Here is a 19764-nt window from a genome sequence, read left to right as displayed (position 1 = left end):
CTATTTACTCAAACCTGTGAGCAAGAGACCGGATCTCTTCAATGATAGCCCTGAGTCCATTACCCCGTGATGGGCTCAGATGGTTATAGAGATCCAGTTTGGTAAACCAGTCATCTATATCAAAACGACTTATGTCTTGTGCTGTCCGACCATTAAAGACAGAGAGCACCAATGCAATCAGTCCCCTGATGACACGCGCATCTGAATCAACAGCAAAATACAGTTTCATGGTCTGCTCATCATAAAAATGATGCAACCAGACCGTACTTTCACAGCCATGCAGCCGAGACTCTTCCGTCCTCATCACTTCAGGTAATGAAGGTAACTTTTTCCCTAATAGCATGATGTGTCGGTATTTATCCTGCCAGCTTCGAGAAGAAGTGATCTTTTGGAAGATCTGGTCTTGAGAAAACCCAGAAGCGTGTTCACCTTCCAGTTGATTGAAGAACACAGAATGCCCTTTCGCTTCTTCCCCCGCTTGTGAAGCACCCAGTTCTCCTTTCAGAATTCGGGAAAGAGCCGCCAAGAATACATCGACATCTTCCAGAGTGTTGTAGACAGAAAAAGAAGCTCTGACAGTTCCAGACAAACCCAAATGCTCCATTAAAGGCATAGTGCAATGGTGCCCGGTTCTTACGGCAATACCCTGCTGATCCAGCAAAAGACCAATATCCTGATTATGGATACCTTCCACCACAAACGAAACGACAGATACCTTGTGTCTGGCCTCACCTACCAGAGTCACTCCAGGCAGATTTTTCAGGCCTTCTTCCGCTCTCACTCTCAACCTGTTTTCATGTTCGACCACCTGTTTCATATCCAGCGCTCTCACAAATCGAACCGCTTCCCTGAGCCCAATCACGCCTGAAACATTGGGGGTACCGGCTTCAAATTTGAAAGGAAGTTCATTAAACGTGGTACCTTTGAAACTAACCTCCCGAATCATTTCTCCTCCGGCCTGCCAGGGAGGCATAGCTTCCAACAGTGCTTTTTTCCCGTATAAAACCCCTATACCGGTGGGGCCAAATACTTTATGCCCGGAAAAAACATAGAAATCACAATTCAGCTTTTGTACGTCAATAGACGCATGAGATACAGCCTGTGCACCATCGAGCAATACCACTGCACCTTTGGCCTTAGCCTCAAAGGCCAGAGTTTCAACAGGGTTTACAGTCCCTATAGCATTAGACACATGAGCAATTGCAAGAATCCGGGTTTTATCGGTCAGTAGCTCACGAAAGCTGTTGAGATCAAGCTCCCCCTGCTCTGTAACGTTAATCACTTTGATCAAGGCCCCGGTTTGTTCCGCTACCAGCTGCCAGGGCACAATATTGGCATGATGCTCCATAGCCGATAGTAGAATTTCGTCTCCCGGCTGCAACTGACTTCTTCCCCAGCTTTGAGCTACCAGATTCAGGGCTTCTGTGGCTCCACGAGTCCAGATAATTTCATCAGAGCCAGCGGCATTCAGAAAATGCCTTACTTCTTCTCTGGCTTCTTCAAATGCATGAGTAGAACGGGCACTGAGGTAATGTGACGCACGGTGTACGTTAGCATTGGCTTCCCGGTAAAAACGATCAATGGCTTCTATAACCGGTAAAGGCTTTTGTGTCGTAGCTGCATTGTCCAGATACACCAGCGGGTGGCCATGGGCATGTTGTTCCAGAATGGGGAACTGCTTTTTCAGGTTCATGAGAGCCTATCCTGATCCGATTCAGGCATTGTACTGAGAACCCACTGGAGTTAAAGAATTTTGACGGGCTGGAAGGCTGGAAGGCTGGAAGGCTGGAAGGCTGGAAGGCTGGAAGGCTGGAAGGCTGGAAGGCTGGAAAGATTATCCCGCTATAGCGGGTTGTCCAGTGTTTTTATTAAGCCGGTAAGCATTGCAGCTATCAGCCTGGTTTCATTTAACCAGACATTTCCATGGTCTTTGCTGATGTAGCCTATCTTGATACCTATATAGATTTGGGTCCTTAATTCTGCGCATGACCCCTTGGCTATTGAAAGAAAATGTCGCTTTTGGCCAGTACTATTCATAGACAAACCTTCAGCTATATTGCTCGGTATCGATAAGCCAGACCGGGTAACCTGGTCTTTAAAACCATAATCACGTAAATTTCGAAAGTATTTATAAAGTGCAACGCTAAGACGAGCTGACTTTTTCCAAACGATCAAATTCTCGAAATTCATAAACATCCCCCAAAAGACATTCAGACCTCATCTCAGCCCAAGAGTTCATCTTTCAGCCTTCAAGCTTTAATGCCTTCCAGCATTCAAGCTTTCAAAATGGCTAGACCCACCACCTAAACCAACCGACTTAGAAAAAGTTCAGCAGGTCAATAGGAATAACCTCTTATACCAGAACGTTGGAACCCAATAGAAAATAGCGCGTTAACATAAATCCTGCTGAACACACATAATGCTCAAAAATGCCCATAACGGACAAAAAATAAAGCGCGCTGCAGCGTTCATGCTCCTGGCTTGTGGACTTCAAAATGTTCTGGCTGATGAACCATCAGCCAACAAAGAGCCTTCAGCCAACAAAGAGCCTTCAGCTAAGAAAGAGCCTTCAGCTAAGAAAGAGCCTTCAGCTAAGAAAGAGCCTTCAGCTAAGAAAAGCCCAGCTGAAAAACATGATGTTGCTGGCGTGCCCTTTCTGTTCAGCTCTGAAGACTGGGGCACTGCTTTTGGTGGTGCCGGAATCATCAAGGGTATTGGACAGCCACAGGCCTCACTGTTCGGAACGGTTATTGCCTCCAGTAACGGTTCTGCTCTGGTATATACCGGCCTTCATAACATCATTCTTCCCGGATTGGATCAGATGCTCGTGAGCGTCAATGCTCTCTATGGCGATTACACCCAATCCAGCTACTACTTGCCAGGTAATCCCAATTTCGGGAATGAACAGTCTGGCAGTAATGACTCCAGCAAGGATAACTTCATAACGACCAGCAGTGTTGAACAACGCTACGCAGCCCGTTTTAAATATATTCTGCCTATTGCTGATGGGCGAAACGGGGCGCTTGTCAGCTTGAAACAGGATGCATTGGGTCATTCTTCGGCAGGTAACGTTTGGAATCCGTTGACATCTGGTGTCAGCTCTTTCGAAGTTCAGCCGTTCTATGAAAGCCAGGAGCTTGAGGACTTTTCACCAGATTCTGCAGACAAGGCAGCAGGCATCAAGTTTATTCTGGATTACGATAACCGTAACTCCAGCCAGCTTCCTACTCGAGGCAGTCATACCACTTTCACCTACACCAAAGACTGGGGCAGTGAAGACCGGGCTGACTGGGCTACCTGGGAGTTTGAGTTCAGTAAATTCATCAATCTCGGCAGCAATGAATACCTCGATCAACAGGTTATCGCATTCAATGCCTGGATTGCTGACACCCCCACCTGGAACGACACGACCCGTGTCAATGGTGTAGAAGAGTACAAGCGCCCCCCTTCCTTTGCTGGCGTTTCGCTGGGAGGGTGGGACAAGCTGAGAGGATACAATACCGACCGTTTTTATGGCCGGTCTGCTGTTTCTTACAGTCTGGAATTCAGGGCAATCCCACATTGGCAACCCCTTGAAGACCTGCCTGTTATCGGCCCCCTTTACGATATTCCCTGGTGGCAATGGACTCTGTTCATCGATGCCGGCAGAGTGGCTGACGATTTCGACCTGAAAGAACTCCACAGCGATATGAAATACAGCGTGGGTGGTGGTATCCGTTTCAAAGTGGAAGGTGTCACCGTAAGAACTGAGATCGCCAGCAGTAAAGAAGACAACCAGCTGCGTATCTTTATCAACCAGCCGTTCTAAGAAGAGCATTGAGGGGCAATAGCCCCTCTGAAGATATTTATAAAAAACCAACTTAATCTGCAGGACCATCAAGAATATCTTTTCTACTCTTAACTCGGAAAATCCACTTATTTCCCTCTTTAAACTTGTCTAGCAAACCCATATGGCATAGTCCATTAAGCTCTTTTAATGCAGTATTTTGAGATATATTCAACAACTTCGAAGTCGACTTCGCTGTCAACAAACCAGCTTGCTTGTGGCTCGATGAGAAATAAACCATTCTTTGCCTGGTTGTCATCTTCGCATAGCTACCACTCCTGACGAGCCAGACCATGAAGTCCTTTTCTTCAGTCATTGCAGCCTTATACCTATCCATAAAATTATTTATGGCTCTAACAACAACTTTAACTTGATACTCAATAAAATAAGTTAAATCCATCTCATCTGATTCTGTATGGACGTAAGACATACCATATTGAACTGCTGCAGCTTTGAGTAACACACTAATTGAAATATACCTAAAACCCTCAAAACTATTCTTAAACATAAACCAATAAAACAGAGACCTGGCAACCCTGCCATTCCCATCTCTAAATGGATGTTCATAACCTATAGCAAAATGGATTGCGATAGCCTTTAATAGTGGATGAATATGTATTTCTTCAGATTCATGGTCAGCATTAACCCAACGACACAGGTCAGACAACCTTTCTTCAAGTTTTTCTGCGGATGGGGGCTTATGCACTACCTCACCCTCTGCGCCCACCACAAATATGTCATCAGTGTGACGGAAGGTCCCTGGTGTATATTCTTCATCATCAATACCTTCAACACCTATTTTGTGCATCTCTTTGATCAAATCAGGGGTGAGGGACTTTAATCGATTTTCCCAAGCAAAATTCATCATTCTAAAATTACCCAGAATCATTTTTTCATCCGCTGTTCTGGGCTTTCTTTCAGTAGCCAGCATAGCCTTAGCTACCTTTGTTGTAGTAGCAGCACCTTCCAGCTGACTACTGCTAATTGCTTCATCTTCAATTAAATCCTCTAAGAGATAGCCGATACCCTCCGATTCTCCCAACTCTCTAATCAAATACTTTATATGAGATGTAGTAGTATGCCGGTCAACCATGGACATCGCTCTGTAGATAGCAGGCGTATAGTTGTAGAAGCAAAACTCACCCTCTCCAACTTTAAACATACATAAAGAGGTTTTGTTCCTAGCCTCCTTAGTGAAACGCCAGGCTAGGTCAGTATCAATACCCTTGCTAACTCGGAACCGAAAATCATTGAAAGGTAAGTATCTGCCTTTTGAATCAGTAGCCCCCATAAAGTCGAGATAGTCCAGAATCGCACCACCTGAAGGGTTTACTTCCTTTAACTGCTCAATAGCAGTCTTATCATAATCAATTAACGGTGGCTTTTTATACACCACAACCTCTCAAGAATAACCATTATTGAGAAAGATAATAGCATTCCAAAAGCAATCTACTCAATTTATACGCATTTTGAGAATAATTGCCTGGCTATTTTTATTAGATACCCTCAAACGATCTGAAAAGAAATTCTGGCACATATTGCCTTCGTGTGTTATATCTAAAAATTCATTGATCAACCCAATGTGTATTTGTCAGTCATGAAACTTACCCCCCTCAGCAACATTATTATGCTACTAGTCGTGGTGATTAACATCATCGCGCGGGGGTCTGTTGGCTGACAGATCAGAGTTTCCAGGAAACCCCCGCACCGAAAGGTCCGGGGGTTTTTTCATATTTGGGGTCTGTAAAACCCGGGAGCAAAAAAGAGTCTTGCTCCGAACAGAAAGGATAGAGCCATGCTAAACGTAAACAACACACTGATCATTGCTGTTCTAAGCCTGGTCATTGTCGCTGTCGTCAGTTTTCCTGAACTGTTACTGATTATCCTCCCTGTTGCCGCGTTTTTCTCTCTGCAGCAGTGGTTTGAACACAACACTCAAAAGCCGGCACGTATCAAGGCAGAAGTTCATCCCCAGCAGAAGAGAGAACAGCCCCATGAACGGCGCTAATGCACTGGTAAAGAACCTCTCTCAACGTGGTATCCAGCACGTTTTTGGATATCCCGGTGGTACCATTATGCCGGTGTATGACGCCCTTCTGGGATCCAATGTTGAACATCTGCTTTGCAGGCATGAGCAGGGGGCCGCTTTTGCCGCTATCGGCTATGCCAGAGCCAGTGGTAAAACCGGAGTCTGTATTGCCACCTCAGGTCCCGGTGCCACCAATCTGATCACAGCGTTATCTGACGCCATGCTGGATTCTATTCCACTGGTTGCCATCACTGGTCAGGTACCCACCGCCATGATGGGCACCGATGCCTTTCAGGAAATCGATATTTTAGGAATGACTCTGAGCTGCACAAAACACAGCTTTCTGGTGACAGATCCGAACGATATCTGCGAAACACTCAACAAAGCTTTTGCTCTGGCTCAGTCTGGCCGCCCTGGTCCTGTGCTGGTTGATCTGCCAAAAGATGTTCAACAGGCAGAGGCCCACTATGCACCACCTCTTGATGTGATTGAGGAAAGAGCTTCTGACAGTTTTGACAAAATCAACCAGGCCATCACCTTACTCCAGAAGAGCAGCCAACCGGTTGCCTATATCGGTGGAGGCGTGGGAATGGCCAATGCAGTGGGAGAGCTTCGGGCATTTTTGGCAGGAACCGGCATCCCCAGCGTTTGCACCTTGAAAGGCATTGGCGCCGTTCGTCCTGACGACCATGCCTATCTTGGCATGTTAGGTATGCATGGAACCCGGGCTGCCAATCTGGCAGTTCAGGAATGCGATCTGTTAGTGGCTATCGGAGCGCGTTTTGATGATCGGGTAACGGGCAAACTTGAGCGTTTTGCTCCCAACGCTAAAGTTGTTCACCTCGATATCGACCCAGCAGAATTTGGAAAACGTCGCCTTGCTGACGTCAGCCTGAGCGGCTGCCTGAAAAAAAACCTCAACAGTCTGACTATTGCACTCGAAAAAAATCACTGGTTACAGCACTGCAAAACCAGCCGTGCCTCCAGCCAATGGTGCTACGACAAACCCGGTGAAGATATCTTTGCACCATTGCTTCTGAAACAGTTATCCGAAGCCACCAGCGAAAACACAGTGATCAGTTGTGACGTGGGCCAGCACCAGATGTGGGTAGCCCAACACATGAGCTTTTATCATCCCTCCAACCACCTCTCCAGCGCAGGCCTGGGAACAATGGGGTTTGGTCTCCCAGCAGCCATAGGTGCAGCTATTTCAAGACCAGAAGACGACGTAATACTGGTCTCAGGGGATGGTTCTTTCATGATGAATGTTCAGGAACTGGCTTCTATCAAACGAAAACAACTTCCCGTCAAAATTGTCTTACTCGACAACCAGCGTCTTGGCATGGTTAAGCAATGGCAAGAGCTCTTCTTTGACCAGCGTTATAGTGAAACCGATCTTTCGGACAATCCCGACTTTGTAACACTGGCCAAGGCATTTGGCATTGAAGGCAGAATGATCACCAAAAGACAGGAAGTGCTTCCGGCTCTGAATGAAATGCTCCAGACACCGGGTGCAAGAATTCTTCATGTCTGCATTGATGAACGAGAAAATGTTTGGCCCCTGGTGCCACCTGGTTCCGCTAACCACGAAATGATGGAGGCAAGCGCATGAGCTCTTCCCAACAATCACCGAAAACAAACTATTCACTGACCATTCAGTGCCATAAAAAACCAGAGGTGATGGAACGGCTCCTGCGCGTAGTCAGACACAGGGGGTTTGATCTTGAGAGCTGCTCCATGAGCAGCTCTGAGTGTGGAAAAATGGTGTCTGCAGATCTGGATGTCTGCAGTGAGCGCCCTATTGAAATGCTCACCAGCCAGATTGAGAAACTTTATGACGTCCTCTATGTTCGCCAGCCCATGGCGGCTAATACCATGACTCAGGAAAGTATCTTCTAAGGAGATTCCGGGTCAGGAAGGGAAACATTTTCTTCTTCCTGACCCCGCTCAGATTCACTCATGAACATATCCAGCTCTTTACTCTGGATATGTTCCAGCAGCTCGTCTCTAACAAACTCTCTCATCCATCGATGGGCTCTGTTCAGCTCCCAGTATTCAGGCCAGACAATATTAAAGCTCACGTCCGGGATGCTTTGTGGGCACTCCCTGATGACAAAGCCTGAAAGATCTTCCATAAACATCGACAGGGAGGCAGGAGCAAGAAAAACACAATCGGTTCTCTTGATCAGTGCCAGACTGACAGAAAGACTGGGAGACCAGGTTTTCACCTGCACGGTACGGAGAAAACTGTTAATTTCTCCCTGCTGATGCAGGTTCATATTGTCCCGCTGGACAACAAAGGAGAACGACTTTAACGCCTCCTCTGAAAAAGACTCATGAGCCAGAGGGTGGTTGTCACAAAGAATCAGGCACATCCGGTCTTTCATCAATGAAAAACTGGACAACCCCTCTCCCTGAAGACCCATATAACCTATGGACAAATCAAGCTTGCCCGCCGCGACATCCACAGCAGGGTTTATCGCCTGTAACTCAAAGGTCAGCCCAGGTGCCACAGCCCAGATTTTTTGCAACACTTCTGGCAGAATCCGCTCCAGAACTGTGTGTCCTGAAGCGATCCGAAAATGTCTTTGGGTCGTTGCTATATCAAACTGCTGGTTTTCAAAGATGCTGCTGGCTTCCGAGACCACCCTGTTCACATCTTCGTGCAGAGACACCGCTTTCTCGGACAAAAAGATTCGATTGCCCTTTCTGATCAGAATCGGGTCATTCAATGCTTCCCGAAGCTGAGCCAACGTTCGGCTCATGGCAGACTGGGTAACACACATCATCTGCGCGGCTTTGGAAACACTCTGAGTGTCCAGCAGGGCTTTCAGGCCGGGCAGCAGGTTAAGGTTCAGTCTGGAAAGATTCATAAATGCCCATAGCGAAAGAGAAGTAGCAGAGGGGAGTGTAGAAAATGAAAGTATGGCTAAACAGCCCTACATTATGAATAAAAACTTCCACAATGAATAAAAACTTCCACAATGAATAAAAACTTCCACAATGAATAAAAACTTCCACAATGAATAAAAACTTCCACAAAACTTTTTTGAAAGAATCATTGCGCTTAAAAAATCATTCCGCTTAAAAGTACCATTGAAAGCACCCCGTTAGAAGAGCCCCACCACACCTTTCCGTAACACCCGAAACACGACAAAGTACAAATACCTATTTAAACTTTCATTTGATTCGTAATCAGGTACACTGGAGATGTGCGCTCGTTTACAGGTACTGTCCAGCAGTCCGGAAGCCATAGCGGGTTGTGCTGTGATATACGGCCCGACTGCCCCCGGGAGATTGTCTGAGCTACCTCCCGGGTCAAACCTGTTTACAGGCATTACTGAAAGCGCAGTAAGGAGGGTCCATGAGCCATAACAAGTACAAAGAACTGCAGGATCTGGTGGACAACTACCTGGACTCGGGGTTATCGGCCAGGGAATATGTTGAAGCCTGTGTTGATTCAGGTGATATCAGTGCTGCCGAAGCCCTGAAACTGCTGTCTGTTCTCAGGGAAGCCCAGTCAGTCACATTCAAACTGGCCGAAGTAGCGGACTATGAGCACCCCGGCCTTCAAATGACGCTCATGCGTAAAGGAGAGGAGTACGAAAATGACAATCCTCTCTTCAATATCAATTTTGATGAAAGTCTCGATCCTGACAGGGAGGAAGTCATCGATCTATTACAGAGTTTTGCCAAGGATCTGGCAGTGCTGGCAACCCGGGAGGAATTGAATGAAGCCGAAGCAGTGGACTCTATTGATGAGTGCCCTGAAGACTGGCTTGATCACCCAAACATTATGCCAGCCAGTGAAACCCGTCATTAAGGGTTGCCTCAACTTTCATCACTCAGGTAGATGAAACATATGACTTTCTGGAGACCTGAGCTCCAGTCAGCGTTAGCCAAAGCGCCCATTTAAGGGCGCTTGCCTTTTTGGCATCGTATAAAGAGTGTTATATCGAAGCGAACTCTTCTGAAAGAAGCTTATCCAGACGCTTTAACGCAGCCGTTGCATGCTGCCCTGAAAGTCGGACCCCCAGAACTTCACCACAGACCAGCTCAAGCCCCAGCAACTTAACCAGACTTCGCCCATTCACATACTCACCATTTTTACTGACATTTCTCACATCAACCCGCATATCGTAATCCGTGAGAGCTGAAATAAAGGCACTGCCACACCGGGCATGCAAACCATTGCAGTTGTGAATCACATACTCTCTGGACAACTCTCTGGCTTTGCTGCGTGAACGGCTGACCCAGCCTCTTTCGCAGGTTTCTCTCTGGCTCTGGTTTAAGTAGGCCTTTTGCCACTCAGACAAACTACCAAGCCCAGGAAGTGGTTTTCCTTCCAGAGCATCAACAATTCTGTCAGGCTCACGGGTACGAGCCAGATAACTGCATAAAGGACGATTATCCAGAACACGAGTGAGGCCACTCAAAATCCTGAGATGCTCATTGCATTGTGCAGCAATGCCAAAAGCCAGAAAGACGTGCTGATCCAGCCCCCACTCCACGCCTTCAGGAAACTGAATGACAACGATGCCCGTTTTCTTGATGGCGTGCCTGTGCTCCGGCATGCCATGGGGAATCGCTATACCATGATCCAGAAAAGTAGAGGCAAGCGTCTCCCTGGTATGAATACCGGGAAGATAGTCAGCCGAAACCAGACCGGTCTCCAGCATTTTTTTACCTGCCAACTGCAAAGCTTCCTGCTTGCTTTTTGCTTCCTGCTGTAAAAATATCTGTGCTTTTTCGAGTTTTAACATCAATGAACAAACCGCGCTAATACGTTCCAGCCATCAAAATATAGCCAAAACGCAAGAAGGCCTTTATAGCCAGTTATCCTTCAGGGAAGTGTTTTTATAGTTAACCCCACCCACAAAAGTAGACCGGGCTGGGACAGAAGTCATCTATCTGAAAGCAGATCGTGATTTCACAGGAATCAGAAGATAACGAATATACCCATTACCATTGGAAATATGAGGAGGCAATAAGCTAGGAGGCTGACCGAGAATAGCGTCCGAGCATAAAATTCAGTAGAACGAGTCAGCTTTTTCACTGGATTTGTGCGAATAGTTGACCTATTTAAGCAAATCCAGTGGAAAAGATGGCCGTTCTTTCTGGATTTTAGGCCGGACTGTCTATTCTCGGTCAGCCTCCTAGGAGCCTGTGATCGGAGTGAGCGACAACTGCAAGGATGCAGAAGGTAGAGCAACACAAGAGCAGTTGCCGAATATCCTCACCTATTCAAGGGAGATGGGCTATTAAAACTCAGGCTGTCACTCTGCTTCAGGCCGACTCCACTCTGACAAATTCGAACCTAAGCTTACGATGCTTCAACACACTGCAAACTCAATGTCTTCTGCTCTGCTCTGATACCCAGCTCCAAAGTCAGCGGCCTTTTCTTCAACTGTCTCTGTAACCAGTAATTTGCCAGCAAACTTCGCCACCCCAGAAAACCGGACTTTTTCACAGATATTCTGGGCTTGCCGAGCTCCAGAACACCGCCCTCGGTTTCACTGGAAACAGCCAGAGAAGCCTTTTCGCCTCCCAGCAACCAGCGAATAAAGACGTTCACTTTACCGAACAGTTTTCCGACGTCCGTCTCCATATCAAAACTGACGACAGGTTCACCAGACGCCTCATCATCCACCGCAGGGTTCGTAATCCCTTCACAATGCTGAAGCTCTGCCAGGGTAATCTGGTGCAGTACAGGCGTTTCTTGAAACGCTTCTACGACAGAACTTTGAGGAATGGAATCTTCCAGACTGTCCTGACGAACAGGGGTAAACGTTACAGGTCCTGTTGACCCTATGGATAAAAGTTCTCCACTCTCTTCAAGACGATTGCTCTCACCTGTGCGGGGAGCCGGTGTTTCAACAATGGGTTCGTCAGAAAGCACTTCTACTGTCGGGCTCACCTCATCAGACTCGTTAACTTCATCCAGATGCTCAATATGAGTGAGAGGTGGGGGTGTGACTGACTCCGTTTTATCTTCCAGATTTTCAACGAGTGGTTCAGGAGACGATGAAACTGAAGAGTGAATCGCGGCAGGACTGAGCTCCAAATCAGTGTCATCTTCTACAACAGCAGCCAGACTGTCGGGCTTCTCAGAAACAGGAACCGTTCGTTCTGGATTAACATCAACATTTTCTTCTACTCGCTCCGGGTGCTCTACCTCCAGCGGCTCAGAAGTGACCGATAACTGAGGATCAAACCTTTGCCCTGCCGTCAGCCCTTCTTCGTCAAGCGCCATCCTTGGGATCACAGGATCAGGATCAGGCACAGACAAGTGAACAGGTTCCGGCTCAGGGCCCAACAACCCCAGCGAAAGCACATTCAATACTTTGACTGCATGCTCCCCTCTGAGACCAAGCTCTTTTTCCAGAACCGTTCCCAGTTTCTGAGGCGACATGGGACTGGCCAACAGATCGGACATTTTTTCAGTCAGTTGATTGAGGTCTGACCGGACTCTGTCATCACACTCCACGGCTGACGTTCCATCTTTAAAGAAAACGTGGCCGATACTGATGTCCAGATGCTCACCAATGGCTTTTGGGCTCAACCCACCACTGCCCGGGTCTCTGTAAGCTGATGTCTGCTGAGTGAATGACCGGATGAGCCGTTCAACTTTTTCAATATCAATAGGGAAACGGGTATTCAATGCTCCCAATACCAGAGGAGCAATGGTCGGATGGAGATGTATTTTTACATCTCTGAAAGCAACAGGCACAGACTCTTCTTTTTTACTGGCGCTGTTGTGTAAGGCCACCTTTGATTCCAACTGAGGAATGGTGATATCAACAGAGCCGTCTTCATTTGTGACCAGATCCTGAAGATGCATGTTCAGATCATATAATCGGAGATGGCCTGCACCTGTGATGTCCACCTGTTGCTCAGGCATTGTGATGTGTACAGGCTTTTGTTCCACATGGCCCAAAAGCCGGGCTCTTAAACCAAAGAACATGTGCAGCAGGTTCTGATAATTGTTCAGAGCCTGTCTGGCGGGTGCTGACCGCCCTTCCAGAGATTGGATAGATTTCTCCCTGGCTGACAGATGCCTCTGATTAAACACATGACTGCCATGGGCATTCCTGATTTGCTGCTGAGTTCGCTCAAGCTGCTCTTTTAATACTTGCTTTCCCTCAGGGTCAACCAGCTTGGGCTGCATAGCCTGAAGCCCACTCTCCATTTTTCTCAGAGCATCCAGCTTGGCCTGAAAACGGTCACACTGATTCCGGTCAAACCCTGCCAATGATCGTGCTGACTCCAGCCCACTCTTGTTCTTGGCGTTCTGCCACCCTGTCAGCATAGGGTTCAGCAACGTCGCCATGGCTGAGGCAACAGGATGAGTTAAAACACTGTGTTCTTTTTTACCTTCCAGCTGATCAAAATGACGGATCTCCACCTTAATTGCATCACTGAAAAGCGCTGTGCTATCTGGTTTGGCAATTTGTTTGCTGAACTGAGTGAACACCTTGGACAGGGCATCCAACTTGTCAGTTATTCTCAGCTTTCTACAGGTCAGTATTTCTTTCAGAGGCTCACTCAGTGGAGGTGAAATAACCACGCGACCCCCTACAGAGAGTTTCATTCGCTCGCCGGTTCCTTTAATCCAGCCTTGAATAGCAGGAATATTAAGCGTTAAAACAGGCCCTGGCGATTCACTGAATTCATCAATGTAGATCTTCAGGTCTTCAATGGACAGTGGAGGGGCTCCTGGCTCTGAATAAACCATATTACCCGCCGAAATCTCATAGGTTTTCTTGCCAGATTTGTCCGACTTTTTCTTTTCGAAAACGCTCCTCAAACCCAATAAAATTTTCAGCCCGGGCTCAAGATTATCCGACGTCATTTTAGCGGTGAGCTCTACCTGACCGGGTTGTTCCTTGATTTCTGCAGCTTTTCTAGCAATTTTGGCTTTTTTATCCGCAATCTTTGCGTTCTTTTCAGCAATGTCCGCTTCATTGTCCGCCACTGCCCTGAGGGTCAAGGTATAGATTTTGACATCGTCGGCCGTCATCGTAGCCGGATCTCTTTCTGTTTGATCAAGCTCCGTCTGATACTTTTGGGCTGTCTGCCGTGCTGTTACCACTTCGCCCTCAAGCCCGGCTATCTCACCTTTAAGGACATCAATGGATTTTTTTAACTTCTTAACCTGATCGTCAGCAGCACTCTGGATAGAACCTCTTACGAAAGCCATAACCGGCGCTTTCAGGAAACCCACCAGTCCAGCCAACCAGCTCCCTACCGAAGTAATCTTCCTCATTGACAGGGGAACAAAAGTATCTGGGGAACCACCTGCCTCCAAATGCCTCTGAGACTGAACGTTTTTTTTACTGTTGACCGTTCTCTGGTTATGCAACACACTACTACTGCTGCTGGTCGGAGTCTGGGGAACAGACCCGGCTGTAATCCCCCCCGGTCTTCTGGATCGCCCGCTGCCACTGGTTTCCATTAGCATTCCCTGCCGAATAAACGCAATTTATCCTGTATAAATATCCGCACTTATCCGGAGAGCTTGATAGCATCAGGCAGAGGGCTAATCAAAAGCTTGTGCAAAAGACTCAAACGCTTCTGTTTCTCGACATGATCCAACTCCAGTTGATACTGAAGCTTCCTGAGCCTGCAATTGAGCACATAAGTCGTCAACCAGACAGCCGGGTTGTATAAAGCCTGTTTCTTTAATGGAATAGAAGATGACTGCAATTGCAACTCCGAGCTTTTTCGGGCGATGGGCAAAACCACAGACCACATGAACAGCCACCGCTTCCTTGCCAAAGAAAAGGCTCACCTGTCAGTTTCCCTAACCATATCGTTACCCACGTTGTTGAACCAACAGTAACGAGCAAACTCAAAATACTATATCTATTAGATCTTATAACCAAGGTATAGAAAGAGATGGACACATAGATCTTATAACCAAGGTATAGAAAGAGATGGACACAACATCACCATCGACATCACCATCGACATCACCATCGACATCACCATCGATATCACCATCGATATCATCAGCCCCTGCATCTTTAACTAATAAAGGTGATTCCGTATATTCGGGGCCTGTTATGAAAATAAAAAAATTCAATCCAAGCCCGGTACTGCTCAACAATCAAGATAGTCTATCTGTTAAAGGCAAGCATATCGCTCATAGAAATATTGACTCGTGGCTATATTATGGTGATGAAGATATATGGAACCGCGAGATAGAAAACACCATAATAAAGTCGGTTGAATATTTAAAATCAAAACGGTTAACTTCCAAAACTTTAATTCGTCACCTTGAGACAGCAAGGCATGACATTGCAGTCAAACGTAATGAACTTAACCATGAACACTTTGGTTTACGTCGCAACACCGAAAGAGCTCGCGAAATCAGTCAAGGATTCACTTACCATACCCCAATAGAAGGCAATCACAGAGCCTATGGATATGTACTACCAAGAGCTATTAATATCCCCTACGAAAAAGGCCACTATGAAGACGCATGCAATCTGGAGACGATCGGTTGGACTTTTAGAAACACAGAGTTCACTGCAGCTCGTTTCGGGTTGGTTCAGGGGTATATGGGTAATATTAAAGTCCCATTAACTCAGACTGTATTTATCCCAATACTAAATGTAACCAAAAAGACTGAAGCTACCTTTGGTAAATACCCAGAAAGCTATCAGGGAGACCACTTAGAATCTGCAATTTGGATTCACACATATCACAGACAAATAAAAATAGTGATACCATACATTGAACAGCTGATTCAAAAAGCAATAGAGGGTGATTTAACGGTAATACCAAAAATACATTGGTGGTATGCTCACTTGGCACCCACTATACGAGGTTCCGGTGCAATTGCCGAATTGATTACAAAAACACTTTGCAGACTACACGATATTGATTTACCTCCCTATAAGAATGGCATTGCTACGGCAATAGAAGCACTACTTGAACCCCATGAAGAAAGGTTTTGCAAAAACTACCATACGTTATTCGCCGCCGATCAACTAAGGCTCGAAAAAAAATTTAAAGGCATCACGACTACTCGATTAGATATTGAAAGTTAGACAAAAGAACACGAAGCCACCTCGACGCCAACTGCAGTCATTGTCATGACACCAAAGGACCTGGTAACACCAGCGGCTTATTCCTGAGTATGGATACACCTCCCAATACACCTCCCAATACACGCCCCAATACACGTCCGTAGATATATAAACAACCGATTACGGCAGGCCGGGGCCGTGGTGGTTTTGCCGTAGACATTAAACCGGGTAATGCCGATAAATCCATTTTGACCTACAAGATGCACAGCAAAGATTCTGGTGAAAAGATGCCGGAACTGGCGAAGGCTTTGGTACACAAGGAAGGCCTGAAAACAGTACGACAGCGGATAAATAAAATAGAGTCAGAATGCTGAAAAAACAGACAAAAATCATCAAAAGAACTTGAAACGTTCGTTTGAATAGGTAAAGATACCTACGCCACCGTAATAATAATAAAAAAACACGACCATTAAAAAAATAATAATAATGGCAAGGACAGCAACCATGACGGACGAACCTTCCGTAGTTGCCCGCACATCTGTGCGGGCGCTACAGCTCGCCCCTAAAGCTGCCGGCTTTCTGCTGACCGGCTCAATCGCACTGACATCTGCACACGCTTACGAATTTGATTTCGCAGACGGAGACATTCAGGGCTCTCTGAACACCACCATTAGTATTGGCGCAAAGTACGACCTGAAAGGGTATGAAACCCCTGAAGATCACAATACAGGGGCTTTGACGCACGACGAAAACATAAACGACGGCCTTCGCTCATTTGACGGTGATTTTGTCAGTAAGGTTTTCAGGGCTTCTTCTGAATTAGAACTAAAAAAAGAAAATTACGGACTGTTTGTTCGCGGCACAGCATTCTACGACGACGTACTTATGAATGGTAACAACAAATGGGTAGATAATAATGCTGATGACGTTGCCAAAGGGCTCCCTGATGAAACCGGCACATTTAACGGCTGGAGCGATAAAGTTAAAGACAACCAGGGCCGTGGAGCAAAATTCCAACAAGCCTATGTTTATGGTAGCTGGGCATTTGAGGGTGACAAAAAGCTGAAAATAAGTCTCGGAGATCAAGTCCACAACTGGGGAGAAACTATCTTCTACGGTGGTGGATTGATGGACTTGAATGCCTATGATGGAGCTCTTGCCAGCATGCCAGGATCAACAGACGATCTTAAACTTGCACAAGGCATGCTGAAAGTTGACTTTGACTTCAATGATCAGGTCAGCCTTGCCACTTTCATTCAGTATGACTGGGAAGCTTCTATACTCCCGGGTCGAGGCACCTTCGGTCAGGATACAGACCTTTTTGTTCCCGGTTCTGAATACGGTTACTATACCATTGAGTCGGTTTTTGCTCCGCTAGGATTTAAACCCACAGCGGATCAACTGAATGCAATTCTGGGTGCAGGAGCTGCCACCAGTGACTATATAAAAGTTGCCGATGTATCAGCTACAAAAGATGCCCGTAATGATGGACAGTGGGGAGCCCGACTTAGTTTCACACCTGAATCATTACCGGATACAGAAATAGCTTTATACTACGCTAACTACCACTCCAGTATTCCTACAATAGACATTCAGGCCAACTCAAAAGTACTGGCAGAAACCCAGGGATTAGCAGCTTCAGGGCTAGGTGCTTTTGCTCCAGCCAATCTATTGGCAAACAATGTCAATGCTCGGGCAAGCTATGTAGAAGATATTGAAATCTGGGCAGCCAGCTTTAATACAAAAGTGTTTGGGTATACTCAAATTGCCGGAGAACTCTCTTACCGCCCTGACGCTCCCATTTGGATAGATCACCCCGATGATATTCTCACTTATGGTTATGCCGGAGCTGCTCGTTTATTAACAAGCGGTGACGGCATTCTGGCCGGCGAAGATATTCCAATATCTGTTGCAGATCCTGCAAGAACCATTTCTGCAAATAATCAGTGGTATCAAAACTATACAAAAGTAGACCTTTGGGACGGCTCCTTATCGGTCATTCAACCTTTTGGCGCTGTTCTTGGTACTGACTTGATGTATGTCGTCACAGAAGCAGCGTTTCAATTAGTTGGCGGTCTGGATGACTACGACCGATACGTAGCCAAAGGTTCAAATGCGTACGCTAAAGAAAACCCATCATTAAATGCTGATGAGCGTCTTGATCGATTAAGCTGGGGCTACAATGTTATGCTCGGCGCAAATTGGAATAATGTTTTGACTGAGGGCTTTGATATCGAAAGTACCCTTCGGTTTACTCATGATGTAAGCGGTAATTCTCATAGAACTGGCCGATTTGAAGAAGGTGAGAAAAAACTGACTCTGGGGGTTACAGGCAAGTATGACGATATTATTGCCAAACTATCCTGGGAGGGTGATGCAAGTACCATGCTGAGAAAAGGTGTTCTGGTTGGATCTATAGGCTACACCTTCTAACCTGCTACTAAATAATAAAGCCCGGCAGACATAAGTCTCCGGGCTTTATGACTATTCAGATCAAGCGTTTGGATCAATAATCACATGCGCGCCCTTCTCAGCAGCCATTTTACGGCAAGCCTTGTAATCTGCTTCACTGGTCACATAGAACTTGGGAGAAATAGACGGAGCCCTTCCAGACTGTTCAACATGCACCTGAGCCAGAGGTTTGCATACCGGTTTATGGCTCTCAGCTTTTTCACTCGCCAGGGCACTTCCAGACAGCACCGCAGCGACGAAAGATACGACGAGTACTTTCATCTCGAATTATTCCTGTTAATAAACGGAGCAGGAGTTATCGGCTATGCACTGGTGAAATAAAGAGCACACCTGCCGCTGAAAATATAGACAGCGACAGGAGGATAAAATCAGTGAACAAATGGCAGGTCAGTCAGAAGATAGCGAGTATCAGCACTGCGTGAAGCCAGCCGATTGAGTGTCTCTTCATTTAAAAAAGAATTAAGACAGACGCCTGTAACAGTAAATCCAGACCGACGACACCATGTCGAGATCGCTTCATCTGCTTCAATACCGCTGCTAAGACAACCTGCTGCCATCGACTTATCAGCGCCTAAATATACTGCAGAATGCACATTCTGGAAGGGCACATAAGCAATCAAATATAATTGCTGACTTTTCAGAGCCTCCTGCGCCCAGACAGGCAACAAATCCGTTTCGTTGACCCAGCTCTTTTTGACGGGATAAAAATCAATAAAACGGAGCTTGTATCGCCATCTCAATTGCTCTAATTGCTCAGGCCAGGTTCCAAAATTCCCTGAAGAGGACTTCCTGACAGAACTGCCTATCGATAATGCAAACTTTTGAATAGCGAGCTTTAAATACAACAGATGTTGTTCAAAAGCAGGAAAACCTGAAGCGTGAATATCTTCAGAAAGATTATTTTTCTTAGTATTACTCATGAAAATCAGCCTCTTTGTTTATTTTTATTATTTTTAAATTTACGGCTGTCTTTTTATTTTTACTGCTTTTACCTACAAGATGCAAAATTAGAGTAACTGCTCAAAATTCGAAGGCAGGGATACCCAGAAGCTGAGCAGATGTTTCCCGCACCAGGTCATTTCGACCGAGAGTACTCCGAGTTCCACCATTGATCTTTCGCCGTTTTACATACTCACTGATCTGTCGCTCACTCAGGTTGTTATACCAATCAAACTTTCAAACCCCGTTATGAGCAAGCCATTTGAGCCCAATAGGCAATACCCACAGGGCATAAAGGCGGGGTGAGGAGTCATAGCCGTAGCTATGGCGACGATCCCCAACGCAGAATATTGGACTCAAATGGCTGCACAATAGGGGATTTTGAAAGTGCGATTGGTATTAAGTCTTATGCGCCAAACGCTTGCTGAAATCTTTTGGTGAAAGTGTTCACTGTTCCTGAAAAA

Annotated in this window: 16 protein-coding genes; 7 read left to right on the top strand and 9 right to left on the bottom strand. The window is 46.3% G+C overall.

All coding sequences use genetic code 11. The features are described from left to right. Positions 1–4: 4 nt before the first annotated feature. Positions 5–1693, bottom strand: a complete 1689-nt coding sequence (locus GZ78_RS05155; protein WP_034833285.1) for a SufS family cysteine desulfurase — start codon at positions 1691–1693, stop codon at positions 5–7. 149 nt (positions 1694–1842) lie between these two features. Next, complete coding sequence (locus tag GZ78_RS28120) at positions 1843–2190, bottom strand: four helix bundle protein (RefSeq protein ID WP_081869719.1); 348 nt, start codon at positions 2188–2190, stop codon at positions 1843–1845. Positions 2191–2419: 229 nt separating this feature from the next. Between GZ78_RS28120 and GZ78_RS05145 the strand changes: the two genes are divergently transcribed. After that, complete coding sequence (locus tag GZ78_RS05145; protein WP_051785832.1) at positions 2420–3808, top strand: BamA/TamA family outer membrane protein; 1389 nt, start codon at positions 2420–2422, stop codon at positions 3806–3808. A 52-nt stretch (positions 3809–3860) separates the two neighbouring features. On the opposite strand, the gene GZ78_RS05140 is transcribed toward GZ78_RS05145, so the two are convergent. Beyond that, a complete protein-coding gene (locus GZ78_RS05140; protein WP_201772649.1) occupies positions 3861–5222 on the bottom strand; it encodes a Fic family protein in 1362 nt (453 codons plus the stop codon). A gap of 399 nt (positions 5223–5621) precedes the next feature. Here GZ78_RS05140 and GZ78_RS05135 point away from each other — a divergent pair, with 399 nt between their 5' ends. Genes GZ78_RS05135 through ilvM form a run of 3 tightly spaced genes read left to right on the top strand, consistent with a single transcriptional unit; the run spans position 5622 to position 7754 of the window. Beyond that, positions 5622–5834: a hypothetical protein gene (locus GZ78_RS05135; RefSeq protein WP_034833280.1), complete on the top strand. Its 213-nt coding sequence runs from the start codon at positions 5622–5624 to the stop codon at positions 5832–5834. After that, positions 5821–7467, top strand: coding sequence for an acetolactate synthase 2 catalytic subunit (gene ilvG / locus GZ78_RS05130; RefSeq protein WP_034833277.1), 1647 nt, complete (start codon positions 5821–5823; stop codon positions 7465–7467). Before GZ78_RS05135 ends, ilvG begins: the two co-directional genes overlap by 14 nt. Then, the gene (gene ilvM / locus GZ78_RS05125) at positions 7464–7754 is read left to right on the top strand and encodes an acetolactate synthase 2 small subunit (protein WP_034833276.1); all 291 of its coding nucleotides are present in this window, start codon (positions 7464–7466) and stop codon (positions 7752–7754) included. The genes ilvG and ilvM overlap by 4 nt, the downstream gene beginning before the upstream one ends. Here ilvM and GZ78_RS27165 read toward each other — a convergent pair. Next, the gene (locus tag GZ78_RS27165) at positions 7751–8728 is read right to left on the bottom strand and encodes a LysR family transcriptional regulator (RefSeq protein ID WP_051785831.1); all 978 of its coding nucleotides are present in this window, start codon (positions 8726–8728) and stop codon (positions 7751–7753) included. The two genes, ilvM and GZ78_RS27165, sit on opposite strands and share 4 nt — an antisense overlap. Positions 8729–9219: 491 nt before the next feature. Between GZ78_RS27165 and GZ78_RS05115 the strand changes: the two genes are divergently transcribed. Next, the gene (locus GZ78_RS05115; RefSeq protein WP_034833273.1) at positions 9220–9678 is read left to right on the top strand and encodes a hypothetical protein; all 459 of its coding nucleotides are present in this window, start codon (positions 9220–9222) and stop codon (positions 9676–9678) included. 127 nt (positions 9679–9805) lie between these two features. Here the strand turns inward: GZ78_RS05115 and GZ78_RS27160 are convergent, their stop codons facing one another. The 3 genes from GZ78_RS27160 to GZ78_RS05100 all read right to left on the bottom strand — a co-directional run bounded on the left by GZ78_RS27160 (position 9806) and on the right by GZ78_RS05100 (position 14609). Then, positions 9806–10618: a PTS sugar transporter subunit IIA gene (locus tag GZ78_RS27160; RefSeq protein ID WP_051785830.1), complete on the bottom strand. Its 813-nt coding sequence runs from the start codon at positions 10616–10618 to the stop codon at positions 9806–9808. Positions 10619–11178: 560 nt separating this feature from the next. Continuing rightward, positions 11179–14310, bottom strand: a complete 3132-nt coding sequence (locus GZ78_RS05105; protein WP_034833271.1) for a hypothetical protein — start codon at positions 14308–14310, stop codon at positions 11179–11181. A 50-nt stretch (positions 14311–14360) separates the two neighbouring features. Further along, complete coding sequence (locus GZ78_RS05100) at positions 14361–14609, bottom strand: hypothetical protein (RefSeq protein WP_152558557.1); 249 nt, start codon at positions 14607–14609, stop codon at positions 14361–14363. Between the two features lie 311 nt (positions 14610–14920). Here GZ78_RS05100 and GZ78_RS05095 point away from each other — a divergent pair, with 311 nt between their 5' ends. Continuing rightward, positions 14921–15910 (top strand): hypothetical protein, encoded by a 990-nt coding sequence (locus GZ78_RS05095; RefSeq protein WP_034833266.1) that lies wholly within the window; start codon positions 14921–14923, stop codon positions 15908–15910. A gap of 483 nt (positions 15911–16393) precedes the next feature. Then, positions 16394–18322, top strand: a complete 1929-nt coding sequence (locus GZ78_RS05090) for a DUF1302 domain-containing protein (protein WP_034833264.1) — start codon at positions 16394–16396, stop codon at positions 18320–18322. 60 nt (positions 18323–18382) lie between these two features. On the opposite strand, the gene GZ78_RS05085 is transcribed toward GZ78_RS05090, so the two are convergent. Continuing rightward, positions 18383–18622, bottom strand: coding sequence for a hypothetical protein (locus tag GZ78_RS05085; RefSeq protein WP_034833261.1), 240 nt, complete (start codon positions 18620–18622; stop codon positions 18383–18385). A 107-nt stretch (positions 18623–18729) separates the two neighbouring features. Beyond that, positions 18730–19281 (bottom strand): hypothetical protein, encoded by a 552-nt coding sequence (locus GZ78_RS05080; RefSeq protein WP_034833257.1) that lies wholly within the window; start codon positions 19279–19281, stop codon positions 18730–18732. Between the last annotated feature and the right edge of the window lie 483 nt (positions 19282–19764).

It is taken from the genome of Endozoicomonas numazuensis (assembly GCF_000722635.1).
In the GTDB taxonomy this organism is placed as follows: domain Bacteria; phylum Pseudomonadota; class Gammaproteobacteria; order Pseudomonadales; family Endozoicomonadaceae; genus Endozoicomonas_A; species Endozoicomonas_A numazuensis.
The sequence above is the reverse complement of the archived record's forward strand: the minus strand, read 5'-3'. Positions and strand labels throughout refer to the sequence as shown.

Bases quoted from the DNA above. Each gene is read 5' to 3' on its own strand.
- ilvG (WP_034833277.1), top strand. From the start codon at position 5,821: ATGAACGGCGCTAATGCACTGGTAAAGAACCTCTCTCAACGTGGTATC.
- GZ78_RS05085 (WP_034833261.1), bottom strand. From the start codon at position 18,622: ATGAAAGTACTCGTCGTATCTTTCGTCGCTGCGGTGCTGTCTGGAAGT.
- GZ78_RS27160 (WP_051785830.1), bottom strand. From the start codon at position 10,618: ATGTTAAAACTCGAAAAAGCACAGATATTTTTACAGCAGGAAGCAAAA.
- GZ78_RS05115 (WP_034833273.1), top strand. From the start codon at position 9,220: ATGAGCCATAACAAGTACAAAGAACTGCAGGATCTGGTGGACAACTAC.
- GZ78_RS05135 (WP_034833280.1), top strand. From the start codon at position 5,622: ATGCTAAACGTAAACAACACACTGATCATTGCTGTTCTAAGCCTGGTC.
- GZ78_RS05155 (WP_034833285.1), bottom strand. From the start codon at position 1,693: ATGAACCTGAAAAAGCAGTTCCCCATTCTGGAACAACATGCCCATGGC.
- GZ78_RS27165 (WP_051785831.1), bottom strand. From the start codon at position 8,728: ATGAATCTTTCCAGACTGAACCTTAACCTGCTGCCCGGCCTGAAAGCC.
- GZ78_RS05080 (WP_034833257.1), bottom strand. From the start codon at position 19,281: ATGAGTAATACTAAGAAAAATAATCTTTCTGAAGATATTCACGCTTCA.
- GZ78_RS05095 (WP_034833266.1), top strand. From the start codon at position 14,921: ATGAAAATAAAAAAATTCAATCCAAGCCCGGTACTGCTCAACAATCAA.
- GZ78_RS05090 (WP_034833264.1), top strand. From the start codon at position 16,394: ATGACGGACGAACCTTCCGTAGTTGCCCGCACATCTGTGCGGGCGCTA.
- GZ78_RS05145 (WP_051785832.1), top strand. From the start codon at position 2,420: ATGCTCAAAAATGCCCATAACGGACAAAAAATAAAGCGCGCTGCAGCG.
- GZ78_RS05105 (WP_034833271.1), bottom strand. From the start codon at position 14,310: ATGGAAACCAGTGGCAGCGGGCGATCCAGAAGACCGGGGGGGATTACA.
- GZ78_RS28120 (WP_081869719.1), bottom strand. From the start codon at position 2,190: ATGAATTTCGAGAATTTGATCGTTTGGAAAAAGTCAGCTCGTCTTAGC.
- GZ78_RS05100 (WP_152558557.1), bottom strand. From the start codon at position 14,609: ATGTGGTCTGTGGTTTTGCCCATCGCCCGAAAAAGCTCGGAGTTGCAA.
- ilvM (WP_034833276.1), top strand. From the start codon at position 7,464: ATGAGCTCTTCCCAACAATCACCGAAAACAAACTATTCACTGACCATT.